The organism is Arthrobacter sp. 05T45, assembly GCF_056395875.1.
On sequence record NZ_JBFTKI010000005.1, the window covers coordinates 85824 to 98564 of the forward strand.

The 12741-nt window shown below is 67.3% G+C and carries 12 protein-coding genes; 3 read left to right on the forward strand and 9 right to left on the reverse strand.

What is annotated here, in order from left to right; translation table 11 throughout:
- Positions 1-132 precede the first annotated feature (132 nt).
- The 3 genes from moaA to AC1DGD_RS07835 all read left to right on the forward strand — a co-directional run bounded on the left by moaA (position 133) and on the right by AC1DGD_RS07835 (position 1959).
- Positions 133-1272 (forward strand): GTP 3',8-cyclase MoaA, encoded by a 1140-nt coding sequence (gene moaA, locus AC1DGD_RS07825; protein WP_223914007.1) that lies wholly within the window; start codon positions 133-135, stop codon positions 1270-1272.
- Positions 1273-1279: 7 nt separating this feature from the next.
- The gene (locus AC1DGD_RS07830) at positions 1280-1546 is read left to right on the forward strand and encodes a MoaD/ThiS family protein (RefSeq protein ID WP_223914008.1); all 267 of its coding nucleotides are present in this window, start codon (positions 1280-1282) and stop codon (positions 1544-1546) included.
- A 131-nt stretch (positions 1547-1677) separates the two neighbouring features.
- Entirely contained in the window at positions 1678-1959 is a 282-nt protein-coding gene (locus AC1DGD_RS07835; RefSeq protein WP_476849439.1) for a hypothetical protein, read from the forward strand.
- 4 nt (positions 1960-1963) lie between these two features.
- On the opposite strand, the gene AC1DGD_RS07840 is transcribed toward AC1DGD_RS07835, so the two are convergent.
- The 9 genes from AC1DGD_RS07840 to AC1DGD_RS07880 form a co-directional block, all read right to left on the reverse strand.
- Entirely contained in the window at positions 1964-2461 is a 498-nt protein-coding gene (locus tag AC1DGD_RS07840; RefSeq protein ID WP_476849438.1) for a DUF1579 domain-containing protein, read from the reverse strand.
- 57 nt (positions 2462-2518) lie between these two features.
- Entirely contained in the window at positions 2519-3868 is a 1350-nt protein-coding gene (locus tag AC1DGD_RS07845; protein ID WP_243181750.1) for a M16 family metallopeptidase, read from the reverse strand.
- Positions 3869-3973: 105 nt separating this feature from the next.
- Positions 3974-6241, reverse strand: coding sequence for a polyribonucleotide nucleotidyltransferase (locus AC1DGD_RS07850; protein ID WP_223914011.1), 2268 nt, complete (start codon positions 6239-6241; stop codon positions 3974-3976).
- Between the two features lie 247 nt (positions 6242-6488).
- On the reverse strand, positions 6489-6758 hold the full coding sequence (gene rpsO, locus AC1DGD_RS07855) for a 30S ribosomal protein S15 (protein ID WP_018774485.1): 270 nt from the start codon (positions 6756-6758) through the stop codon (positions 6489-6491).
- Between the two features lie 138 nt (positions 6759-6896).
- Positions 6897-8240, reverse strand: a complete 1344-nt coding sequence (gene kynU, locus AC1DGD_RS07860) for a kynureninase (RefSeq protein WP_476856519.1) — start codon at positions 8238-8240, stop codon at positions 6897-6899.
- A gap of 2 nt (positions 8241-8242) precedes the next feature.
- Positions 8243-9097: a tryptophan 2,3-dioxygenase gene (gene kynA, locus AC1DGD_RS07865; protein ID WP_223914012.1), complete on the reverse strand. Its 855-nt coding sequence runs from the start codon at positions 9095-9097 to the stop codon at positions 8243-8245.
- A gap of 96 nt (positions 9098-9193) precedes the next feature.
- Positions 9194-10177, reverse strand: a complete 984-nt coding sequence (locus AC1DGD_RS07870; RefSeq protein WP_476856440.1) for a bifunctional riboflavin kinase/FAD synthetase — start codon at positions 10175-10177, stop codon at positions 9194-9196.
- Positions 10178-10368: 191 nt separating this feature from the next.
- The gene (locus AC1DGD_RS07875; RefSeq protein WP_476856441.1) at positions 10369-10752 is read right to left on the reverse strand and encodes a hypothetical protein; all 384 of its coding nucleotides are present in this window, start codon (positions 10750-10752) and stop codon (positions 10369-10371) included.
- A 133-nt stretch (positions 10753-10885) separates the two neighbouring features.
- Positions 10886-12694, reverse strand: a complete 1809-nt coding sequence (locus AC1DGD_RS07880) for a DUF222 domain-containing protein (protein ID WP_476856442.1) — start codon at positions 12692-12694, stop codon at positions 10886-10888.
- Positions 12695-12741 lie beyond the last annotated feature (47 nt).

The window sequence follows — 12741 nt, forward strand, 5'->3', positions numbered from 1 at the left end:
GCTTCCAGCATAGGTTCGCGGCCACGGTCCGGGCAGGGCTCCGGACCCCCGCCGGACATCGTTCCCGAATCCGTAATATCCGTGCCGTCATGCGGCTGTGACGTGGGCCGCGAGGTGGCGTAGCCTGACTCTATGACAGTTCAACTGGGTATGCCCCAGCCCCGCGCGGCAGGCAGTCCCGGAGCGGGAGTGCCTGCTGCAGCCGCACTGTCCGGGCGTCCGGAGGGCCTGGTTGCAGGGCTCGTGGATCGCTACGGCCGCCGTGCCACGGACATGCGCCTCTCACTGACGGACAAGTGCAATCTGCGTTGCACCTATTGCATGCCGGCCGAGGGCCTGGAATGGCTGTCCAAGCAGGCGGTGATGTCCGCGGAGGAAATCGTCCGGATCGTGCGGATCGGCGTCGACATGCTCGGCGTGCGTGAACTGCGGCTGACCGGAGGCGAGCCCCTGGTGCGGGCGGACCTGCTGCAGATCATCGCCGCGCTCCGCCAGGCCCACCCCGGCCTGCCAATCTCGATGACCACCAACGCCGTCGGCCTGGACAAGAAGGCCGCCGGACTCAAAGCCGCGGGACTGACCAGAATCAACGTCTCGCTGGACTCCCTGCATGAAGAAACCTTTACCAAGCTGACCCGCCGGCCCTTCCTGGACAGGGTCCTCGCCGGCGTCGACGCCGCCTGGGCCGCAGGCCTGGGCCCGGTCAAGCTCAACGCTGTACTCATGCGCGGCATCAACGACGCCGAGTCCCCGGCCCTCCTGGCCTGGGCACTGGACCGCGGCTATGAACTGCGCTTCATCGAACAGATGCCGCTCGACGCGGACCACGGCTGGACCCGGCGGAACATGATCACCGCCGCGGAGATCCGGGAACTGCTCTCGGTCGATTACGTGCTCAGTTCCGACCCGCGGGACCGCGACGGCGCCCCGGCGGAACGGTTCGAAGTCCGGGCCCGGGTTCCCGGCACCGACCGCGCCGCCGGCCCTCTGCTCGGCACTGTGGGCATCATCGCCTCCGTCACGGAGCCGTTCTGCTCGGACTGCCGCCGGACGCGCATCACCGCCGAGGGCAAGATCATGAGCTGCCTGTTCTCGCGCGAGGAAGTGGATCTGCTGGGGCTGCTGCGCGAGGGCGCCAGCGACGAACAGCTCGCCGAACGCTGGCAGGATGCCATGTGGATCAAGCCCAAGGCCCACGGCATGGACCATGTGGGCCTCGACGCGCCCGACTTCGTCCAGCCGGACCGCAGCATGAGCGCCATCGGAGGCTGACTTTTTCGTGAATGTACGCTACTTCGCTGCCGCACGCGCTGCCGCCGGCGTGGATGAAGAACGCTACGACCTCGCCGACGGCGACACCCTCGCCTCGCTGCTCGAGGCGATCCTCGCCGTCGAGCGCCCCGAACCGCCGGCCGGTACGCCGCCGCTGGCCCGCATCCTGTCCCGCTCCAGCTTCCTGCTCAACGAAGTTGCCGTGCGGGACCATGCCGCGGCGCTCCGGCCCGCCGACGTCGTCGACGTGCTGCCGCCGTTCGCCGGCGGGTAACCCGGGCACGCCCGGCTCCATAAAGCCGGTATGTCGGGTTCACAAAATCCGGGGTATCGCGTTTAGCTGGCCGGTTCTAGAGTGTGGAATATCCGCCGCGGCGGGCAACAAACACCAACGAGGAGGGCAGCATGTTCACCTTGCAGATCGAGCATAGGATCAAGGATTTCTCCATGTGGAAAGCGGCGTTCGACCGTGATCCGGTGAACCGCGCGGCGTCGGGCGTCACCGCGTACCGCATCAACCAACCCGTGGACGACCCGCACTCTGTGGTCGTTGAACTGGACTTCGAGCAGCGCGGGCAGGCAGAGGCCTTGTTGGCCAATCTTCAGGCGAAGGTCTGGAACTCCGCCGAGGCGGCGCCCGGCCTAGAGGGAACTCCGAAGACCCGGATTCTGCAGGCCGCCTCCTAAGACCTCACGCCGGTACGGCAGCGCCCTCAGCGACGCGGCGGCACACGGTAGTCATGAAGGGCGTGAAATCGCTCGCCCTGCCCAGGCGGAGTCCGGCGGCATGAGTGAGTTCGCCGTCGTCCACCCGGAAGGTGTGCCGTGCGGTCCCGCGGTCACTTCGCCGTTCCACGGTCAAGGTGCCGCCTTCCATGCTGGCGCGCGCGGGTCCCTCGGGCGGCAACCCCAAGCTGTTGACGTGGTACCAGAAGGTCTCGGGATGGTCCGGGTCCGTCGTGAAGACACCGTGGCCTTCGGACCGGGTCCCGTCCGCATCCGTGTGCCGGTAGCTCTGGGCGACGGCAAGCCCGGCGGCTGCCCGGGAAAAGATAATCTCGGTGTCCGCGGTGCGCGCCGGACCCCACGCGGTTGCCTCCCAGTGCGTGGTCCCCGTCCAATGGCCCAGGAAAGCCTCAAGCGCCTCGCATGCACTGCCTGGCAGCGGCCGGTCCACAGTTTCTCCCATATGGAGTTCCTCCCGAGTGACCCCGCCACCATCATGACGCCGCGCCAGTTGGAATGTCTAGGCCAGGAGTCCGAACGTCTCGCTTTCCTCGAACGGCCCGACCACCGTGACGGTCCGCGGGGCTGCCGCGAGCTCACGGGCGAGCTCCTGGACCTCCGCGGCTGTGACGGCCTTGATCTGGCGGAGGGTCTCATCGATGTCCTGGTACTCGCCGGACACCAGTTCCGCGCGGCCCAGCCGGGACATCCGGGAACCGGTGTCCTCCAGCGCCAGCACGATTCCGCCGCACAGCTGTCCCTCCGCCTTGCGCAGCTCCTCGTCTGAGATTCCGTCGGCAGCCAGCTTGTCCAGTTCGGCGCCCAGCAGATCAATGACCTGGCGGACCTTCGACGGGGTGCATCCGGCGTACATGCCGAAATAGCCGGCATCGGCGTAGGAGGAGGCGAAAGAGTAGGTCGAGTAGACGAGTCCGCGCTTTTCCCGGACCTCCTGGAAGAGGCGGGAGGACATGCCGCCGCCGAGAACGGCGTTGAGCACACTCATCACAAAGCGGCGGCCGTCGGTGGCGACCAGCGACGGGCAACCCATAATGATGTTGGCCTGCTCCACCTGCCTCTTGACCACATGCAGGCCGGCCGTGCCGGTGATCGATGCACGTTCGGTGGAGCGGCGCTGCACGGGGGCGGCCGCGGCCTCAAGGTTCCAGCCGGCGGAGTGCAGGGCATCCACCACGAGCCCGCAGACGACGTCGTGGTCCAGGCCGCCGGCCGCGGTGACCACGAGCTCGTCGGGACGGTAGTAGCGGCGGTAGTGGTCCCACACCGAGTCGCGTGCCACGGCCCGGATGGCTGCCGGCGTGCCGCCGATGGGGCGGCCCAGCGGGTGCGTTCCCAGCACGGCGGCCACGAAGTTCTCGTGCGCGACGTCGGTGGGATCGTCGCTGTCCATGGCGATTTCCTCGAGGATGACGTCCCGCTCCTGCTCCATCTCCTGCGGGTCCAGGACCGCGCCGGTGATCATGTCCGCGATGACGTCGATCGCCATGGGAAGGTCCGTGTCCAGCACGCGGGCGAAGTAGCAGGTGCTTTCCTTCGCGGTGGCCGCATTGGATTCCCCGCCGACCTCGTCGAAGGCCGAGGCGATCTCCAGCGCGGTGCGGCGCTTGGTGCCCTTGAAGAGCAGGTGCTCCAGGAAGTGCGTGGAACCGTGCTGGCCGGGAGCCTCGTCGCGGGAGCCGACGCCGACCCAGAAACCGATCGTGGCAGAGCGTTGGCCGGGCATCGCTTCGGTGAGGACGCGGACGCCGCCGGGCAGGACCGAGCGTCGCACCTCGGAGCCGCCGTCGGCGCCGTGGATCAGGGTGTCAGCGTGCTGGTTCTGCTCTAGCGGCAGGGGGACGACAGTCATCAAGGCCTTTCATTGAACACATGCCAAATCTGCCTGCCATCCTACCTTTAACAGCAGCGGGGCCGGTGGTTGATCCACCGGCCCCGCTTTTTGACTCAGGAGAGACTACTCCGCGGCGTCCGCGGAGACCTCGGCGTTGTCAGCGTTTTCCGTGTTTCCTGCATTTTCCGCGCCAGCCTCCTCAGCCACTACGGGCGAGAGGGACAGCTTTCCGCGATCGTCGATCTTGGTGATTTCCACCTGGATCTTCTGGCCCACGGAGACGACGTCGTCGACGTTGTCCACGCGCTTGCCGCCGGCGATCTTGCGCAGCTCGGAGATGTGCAGGAGGCCGTCCTTGCCCGGGGTCAGGGAAACGAAGGCGCCGAAGGTGGTGGTCTTGACGACCGTGCCCAGGTAGCGCTCACCGATTTCCGGGATCTGCGGGTTGGCGATGGCGTTGATCGCGGACCGTGCTGCGTCGGCAGACGGGCCGTTGGTGGCGCCAATGTAGACAGTTCCGTCGTCCTCGATCGAGATGTCGGCTCCGGTGTCTTCCTGGATCTGGTTGATCATCTTGCCCTTCGGGCCGATGACCTCGCCGATCTTGTCAACCGGGATCTTGACCGCGATGACGCGCGGCGCGAACTCGGAGAGCTCGTCCGGGGTGTCGATCGCGGAGTTCAGGACGTCCAGGATGTGCAGACGGGCTTCGCGGGCCTGCTTCAGGGCGGCGGCCAGGACCGAGGCCGGGATGCCGTCAAGCTTCGTGTCCAGCTGGATGGCCGTGACGAACTCGGAGGTACCGGCAACCTTGAAGTCCATGTCACCGAAGGCATCTTCGGCGCCAAGGATATCGGTCAGGGCGGCGTAACGGGTCTGGCCGTCGACCTGGTCGGAGACCAGGCCCATGGCGATACCGGCAACAGCAGCCTTCAGCGGCACGCCTGCGTTCAGCAGGGACAGCGTGGAGGCGCAGACGGAACCCATCGACGTCGAACCGTTGGAGCTGAGAGCCTCAGACACCTGGCGGATGGCGTAGGGGAATTCCTCGCGGGACGGCAGCACCGGCATGATGGCGCGCTCTGCGAGGGCACCGTGGCCGATTTCGCGGCGCTTCGGGGAACCGACGCGGCCGGTCTCGCCGGTGGAGTACGGCGGGAAGTTGTAGTTGTGCATGTAGCGCTTGCGCGTCACGGGAGACAGCGAGTCGATCTGCTGTTCCATCTTGAGCATGTTCAGCGTGGTGACACCCATGATCTGGGTCTCGCCGCGTTCGAAGATGGCCGAGCCGTGGACGCGGGGCAGAACCTCAACCTCGGCGGTGAGCTGGCGGATGTCCGTCAGGCCGCGGCCGTCGATGCGGATCTGGTCCTTGAGGATACGCTGGCGCACAACCTGCTTGGTGACGGAGCGGAAGGCTGCGGACAGTTCCTTCTCGCGGCCTTCGAACTGGCCAGCCAGGGAAGAGGTGACCTCGTCCTTGAGCTCGTCGGACGCGGTGTCGCGTTCCTGCTTGTCGGCGATCTGGAAGACAGCGGCCAGCTTCTCGGCGGCAGCGGACTCCACAGCGGCGTAGACGTCGTCCTGGTAGTCCAGGAAGACCGGGAACTCGACGGTCGGCTTGGCGGCGCGGGCTGCCAGGTCGGACTGTGCTTCACAAAGGGCCTTGATGAACGGCTTGGCAGCCTCGAGGCCTTCGGAGACAACCTCTTCGGTCGGGGCGGTGGCGCCCTGTTCCTTGATGAGGTTCCAGGAGTTGTCGGTGGCTTCGGCTTCAACCATCATGATGGCGACGTCGTCACCGGCGATGCGGCCGGCGACGACCATGTTGAAGACGGCGTTCTCGAGCTGGGAGTGCTTCGGGAACGCAACCCACTGCGAGCCGTTCTCGTCGGCAACGAGGGCAACGCGGACGCCGCCGATCGGGCCGGAGAAGGGCAGGCCGGAAAGCTGGGTGGACATCGAGGACGCGTTGATCGCGACGACGTCGTAGAGCTCGTCCGGGTTGATGGACAGCACGGTGACGACGATCTGGACCTCGTTGCGCAGGCCCTTGACGAACGCGGGGCGCAGCGGGCGGTCCATGAGGCGGCAGGCCAGGATGGCTTCCGTGGAGGGACGGCCTTCGCGGCGGAAGAACGAGCCCGGGATGCGGCCGGCGGCGTACATACGCTCTTCGACGTCGACGGTCAGCGGGAAGAAGTCGAAACCTTCACGCGGGTGCTTGCCGGCGGTGGTTGCGGACAGCAGCGCGGTCTCTTCATCGATGTAGACCATCGCTGCGCCGGCTGCCTGCTTGGCAAGGCGGCCGGTTTCAAAGCGGATTACACGCTTGCCGAAGCGGCCATTGTCAATGATTGCTTCTGAGAACTGGATTTCGGGACCCTCCATAGAGAGTCACCTCCGTTTCTTGGTTCACGGAGCCCAGCCGCATCAACCCAGCCCAGCATCTGTCTACTGGCCTGCACTGCACCCGGTCATCGATCGAGACCCACGGGCCGGGCCTCATTCCTTGAGGCCGTTCCCGGGGATCACTACCGAGGACCGCGAATGCGTGATGCGGTTGATCCTCCTGTTTAGTTTTTTCCTGAAGAAGGCGGCCCTTTCCGGTCCGGAAGGGGCCGCCCCTTAAAACTGACTAGCGACGCAGGCCGAGGCGCTCGATGAGCTTACGGTAGCGGGTGATGTCAGTGTTCTTGAGGTAGGTGAGCATGCGCTTGCGACGACCAACCATGGCCAGCAGACCGCGCTGGGTGTGGTAATCGTGCTTGTGCTCCTTCATGTGCTCAGTGAGATCCTTGATCCGCTGAGTCAGGACTGCAACCTGGACCTCCGGCGAACCGGTGTCGCCCTCGGACGTTGCGAAATCCTTGATGATGGACTGCTTTACAGCGGCTTCAAGTGCCACAATAACTCCTAGAGATGTGCCGTGAGGCCCGAATCAGTAATTCACTGCCGGGGGTGCCGTCCCGGAATCCCCCGCCGAAGCCGGGCATTCCGTACACAACAGGAGCCAGCCGCCACGGACTGCAGCCGGATCCAACGTTCAGTTTAGTGGCACGTCCGCGGTCTTGTCGAAACCGCCGGGCGCGGCCGCCGACTCTGCCGGCGCGCCAGCTGCCTGCGGCGGTTGCGGTTTTCCACTTTCCTGGGCTGCGAGCAGTTCGCGAATAGCGGCGACGCCCCGGTAAAGCTCCGCGAAGGATGTGCTGAGCGGCGACAGCCCGATCCTGATGCCCTGCGGGGCGCGGAAATCGGGAATCACGTCCTGGTCCCACAATGTGGCCGTCATTTCCCGGAAGGCCGGGTGGTCGATCGTCACGTGGCTGCCGCGCAGTTCCGCCGCCCGCGGGGTGGACAGCTGCACGCCGGCCGGCGCCAGCCAGGCGTCGTAAAGTTCGAGGGCATAAGCGGTCAGCACCCGTGACTTCTCCCGCAGTGACGCCATCCCCGCTTCCTCGATCAGGTCCAGGGTGCCGCGCATGGCGAGCATCCCGAAGATCGCCGGAGTGCCGCTAAGGAAGCCGCGGATGCCGGGGGCGGCCTCGTAGCCGGGACCCATTTCGAACGCGTCCTTGCGCCCCATCCAGCCCCAGATGGGCTGCTGCAGCCCGGCCAGGTGCCGTGCGTTGATGTAGGCGAACGCGGGCGAGCCCGGTCCCCCGTTCAGATATTTGTAGGTGCAGCCTGCCGCGAAGTCGACGTCGGCGTCGTCCAAAGCGATCTCCACAGACCCGGCGGAGTGGCACAGGTCCCACACCACCAGGGCGCCGGCGTCGTGGATTGCCGCGGTGATGCCCGGCAGGTCCGCGAGGAAGCCGGAGCGGTAGGCGATCTGGCTCAGGACCACGATGGCGGTGGCCGGGCCGGTGGCGTCGCGCACCTGCTCGACGGTGACGCCGGAGGCCGGATCGGCGTCGATCCAGCGCAGGGTCAGGCCTTCTTCACGGGCGATTCCCTCCACCAGGTAACGGTCGGTGGGGAAATTATCCGTGTCCAGGACGATCTCGGTCCGGGCCGGATCGGTGACGGCTGCCAGCGCGGCGCGGATGAGCTTGTACAGCACCACGGTGGTGGAATCGGCAATGATCGTCTGCCCCGGCGCCGCGCCGAGCACGGCGCGGCCGAGCTGGTCGCCGATCTTCTGGGGCAGTTCGAGCCATTCCTCGTCCCAGCCCCGGATCAGGCGGCCGCCCCAGCTGTCCTGGATGAAGCTGCTGATGTCGGTGACGGTCCGCTTGAGCGGACGGCCCAGGGAGTTGCCGTCAAGGTAGGACAGGGCCGTGTCCGTGCCGACAAAGTGGTCGCGGTAGCCGGCCAGCGGATCCGCGGCGTCGAGGTCGAGGGCGCGCTGCCACAGGCTGTCCGTCGCGTCGGTGTTGGCGGACATGCTCACTGGCCGATCTCCGTCCGCACGGCGAAGAGCTCAGGGAAGAAGGTCAGTTCGAGGGCCTTCTGCAGGAACGCGGCGCCGCTGGATCCGCCGGTGCCGGCCTTCATGCCGATGGTCCGCTGGACGGTGCGCAGGTGGCGGAAACGCCACAGCTGGAAGTTGTCCTCAAGGTCCACAAGTTCCTCGCAGGCCTCGTATGCGCCCCAGTTGTCGGCGGCGTTCTCGTAGATGTACTTGAACACCGGGACCAGTTCGGGGCAGAACTCGTGGGCCTTGGTGACGTCGCGCTCCAGCAGGGAGGCCGGGACGTCGAAGCCCTGGCGCTTGAGATAGGCGAGGAAATCGTCGTAGATGCTGGGGGCTTCGAGCAGTTCGCGCAGCATCTCGTGGGCCTCGGGGTCCGATTCGAACACCGGAAGCATCTTGGCGTTCTTGTTGCCGAGAAGGAACTCCACCGCACGGTACTGGCTGGACTGGAATCCGGACGAGTTGCCGAGGAAGCCGCGGAACTGGGAGTACTCGGTGGGCGTCAGGGTGGCCAGCACGGACCATTGCTCGGTGAGCGTCTTCTGAATGTGCTTGACGCGGGCGATCGCCTTCAGGGCGGACCCGAGGTCGTCCGACCGCAGCCACGCGGCGGCGCTGCGAAGCTCGTGCAATACCAGCTTCAGCCACAGCTCCGTGGTCTGGTGCTGGATGATGAACAGCATCTCGTCGTGGTGTTCCGGGGTGCTGACCGGCTGCTGGGCGCTGAGCAGGGTGGGCAACTGCAGGTAGGACGCGTAGCTCATCCGCGCACTGAAATCCCGGACAATGTCCTGGTCCAGTTCCCTCGTGTTTTTCTCGATGGTCACGTGTCTTGCCTTCCTTGCCAAGTGGCTGTGAATCAGCGCGGCTCCAGTGAACCAGAACATTGTCAGCGCGGGGCCGACGCCGATCCGGCCCGGTTCTTAGCGGGCGAACAGGAGGTCGTGGGCCTGGACGACGTCCAGGCGCATCTGCTCCACCAAAGCTTCAGCCCCACGGTACGCCACCATGCCGCGGAGCCTGGCGACAAATTCCACCACAACTGTCTGGTCGTACAGATCGAAGTCGTCGGGAGACTCTTCCGGGCGGTCGATCACGTGGGCCTCGACCTGACGGCTCACGCCGTCGAACGTCGGGTTCGAGCCCACGGAGATGGCGGCGGGCCAGCGCGTGCCTGCCTGGTCCACGAGCCAGCCGGCGTAGATGCCGTCCGCGGGGATGTACCCGGTGGCCGTCGAGGAGAGGTTCGCGGTGGGGAACCCGAGGTCGCGGCCGCGTGCGGCCCCGTGCACCACCTCGCCGCGCATCCGGTGCGGCCTGCCGAGGACGGCAGCTGCGGTGGCGACGTCGCCCGCGCGCAGGGCCTCGCGCACCCACGTGGACGAACAGCGGCGGTCCGTGCCGTCGTCGTCGTGGATGGGAAAGCCCTCTGAGCCGAATTCGCTGATGACCTGCACCTCGAACCCGAGCTTCTTGCCCAGCTCCTGCATGGTGGCGAGGTCGCCGGAATTGCCGCGGCCAAACCGGGCGTCGTGGCCGATCACCACGTGGCTGGCCTTGAGGCTGTCGACCAGCACTGTCGCGACGAATTCCTCGGGGGTGAGGCTGGCGAGCTCCATCGAGTACTTCATCACCAGCACGGCGTCGAGGCCGAGCTCTCCGAGGGCCACGAGCTTGTCCTCCAGCCCCATGATCAGTTCGGGAGCCGATTCCGGACGGTGTACCTGCGCGGGGTGCGGGTCGAAGGTGATGGCGACGGCGCGTGCGTGCTTCAACCGGGCGGTACGGATGAGCTGCGACAGCACCTGCTGGTGGCCGCGGTGCACGCCGTCGAAATTGCCGAACGTGACAACCGAAGGACCAAAGTCCGCCGGGACCTCGGACAGATCGTTCCAGATGTGGACCATCAACCTCGCCTTTTGCTGCCTGCCATGAACTGCTCCGGAGCGACCGTGCCGGCTCCGGAACTCTCTTAGATTACCCGCAATCCGGGCAACTCCCGGACGGTCCGCCGGGCTCCGGGGGCATCCCCGTAAAGGCCACGCCGGAGGGACCACGGTTAATCGGCGGCAGGGCGAAGGTGTGAGGCGGGCGCGCACTATCGCCCGAGCAAAAGCCGCCGCTCGCTGTCGCGCACCGTCTGTTTCCGCCAATTCCGCCAATGCAGCAGCACTGCGACGAGGATGAGGGGGACGTGGAGCCCGGGCAGGATATTCGCTAACCACCGCGGCAGGTAGATGTCCGTTACGGAGCCCGAGCCGTCGCCAAGATTTTTCGCGACGACAGTCAACGGGCATTGGAAGCCGGTGCCCGCAAAAATCAGCGATTCGCTGGCGACCACGACGGCGGCAGCCCTCGTCTTCCGGTCATTGCGGCCCGTGATGCCGGCGTACAGGACGTAGGCCATGCAGGCCTCGATCACGAGCCAGGCAAGGGTGTGGAGCGTCTTCACTACCCGCAGCATCAGACTGCGCTGGTCCATGCCTCCACCCTAGGCCCGCCGTGGCGCGCAGGCTTGGGACTTTCGGCCCGGTGCAGGGAGCCCGGCGACGGAGGGCGCGGTTTCGGGGGTCCCACCGAGTCAGTCGAGGCGAGCGTCAGTCCAGGCGCGGGGGTCACTCCAGGCGGAAGTAGGTGTTCCGGCGGGGTGTCCGGGCGGGGTCGAGGTGGGGTGGCGGGATGAACCAGGGGATGCCGGTGCGCATCTGGATGCTCCAGTGTTCCTTGTGCATCACGTGGTGGTGATGGGAGCAGAGCAGGGTGCCGTTGCCGGTTCCGGTGGTTCCGCCGCGGGACCAGTAGGTGATGTGGTGGGCCTCGCACCAGGAGGCCGGGATGGTGCATTGCGGGAAGGCGCAGCCCCGGTCCCGGGCCGTGATGGCCTTGCGGATGTGGGGCGGGAAGATGCGGGAGGCGCGGCCGATGTCCAGGACCTGGCCCTCGCCGCCGAGGACGACCGGGATGATGTCGGCGTCGCAGGCGAGCTTGCGGATGGTGCCTGCGGTGACGGGGCCGGTGAACAGCAGCGTCCCGGTGCCGTGCCTGGTTCCGGTGCCGTGCTGTGCGGTGTTGGCAGGGGCGCCTGCTTCGGCGGGAGTCGTCCCGAGCCGGGTGAGCAGGTCGCGGTAGTCGATGGTGGCCATGACCTGGGGCCGGAGCCCGCCCGCGGCGGGTAGCCCTCCGGTGGCGAGGGCTGCTTTGCAGGCACCGACCAGGCCGTCGAGCAGCTTCTGCGGCCGGGAGCGGAGGTCCAGAACCGGCAGCGACGGGTCCTCTTCCACCGTGGCGGGCTCCGCAGCCGGGCCGGGCGCACCCGCCGCCGCGGACCCGTCACCCGCCGTGTGGCCGGTGGTGGTGCCTTGGCCGGTGTCTGGGTCGGTGCGGGGGTTGGTGGCGGTGTTCATCACGGTGATCAGGTGTTCGAACTGGTCCGTGGTGGCGAAGATTTCCAGGTGTTGCAGGCCGTGCCGGGGTTTGCGGAGGAAGGCGCCCTGGAGCTGGCGGAGCAGTTCCTCGGAGGGTTCGGCGCCGTCCTGGTCCAGTGCCTCGGCCCAGCTGCGGCTGATCCGGGCCAGGAAGTCGGCGTCGTTCTCGGCCGCGGTGCGGGTCAGGGCGTGCTCCATCGCCGCGACGGCCTCCGGGAGGCAGCTGTGCCGGACCCGGTCCAGGGCGAGCGTGACGAGGGTCGCGGCGCGGGAGGCGACCTCGCCGGCCGCGACGGCGGCTCCGAGCTCCGGGTGCACGGGCGGGATGGGCCGGCCGACGAGTCCCTGCCGGGGCAGCAGCGTGTCGGCCAGGCAGAGCCGGCGCTTGGCCTCGGCGGCGCTGATCCGCAGCCGCGCCCGCAAAAAATCTGTGGCGTTCCGGTAGCCGTCATCCGCCGCAGCAGACATCCCAATTTGCCCGGAAAAGTCACCGCGGGGGCCAGTTCCGGCCCCGGCATGCGTCCCGCCGACAGGTGCGCCGTGAGCCCCGGCGTCGGAAACGGCATCAGCTCCCCCGCCGGCCCCTGCATCCGTCCCGCCGTCGGATTCCTGTTTCCAGCCCGTGAGCCAGCCCGCCTGGGCCGCTTCCTCACCCCAGCCGTGTGCGGCCGGCGCGGCGAACGCGGCTTGTTTGCGCGTCCGCTCTACCGCCGCCGCGGCAACGAGCTGGAAGTATTCGACCGTGCGGGACAGGTCCTCTACGTGGCCGGCAAAGTCCGCGGCCTCCCGCAAGCCAAACCAGGGGGAATCGACATCCGCAGCCGGGCTCGAAGCCCGCAGCGCCGCCAGCGCCGAGTCCACCGCCGCACCCGCGGCGCCCAGAGCGCCGCCGGCTGCGTCAGCCGCGCCGGGAACGGCGGCCAGGCGGGGATGCCGGGAGGACACAGCCGGGCCGGGCCACGGGGCCCGGTCCGGGATGAACTCTCCAATGGCTTCCATAACTAAACTCTGCCAGAGGGGTACGACAGACATAGCGGAAGCCATTC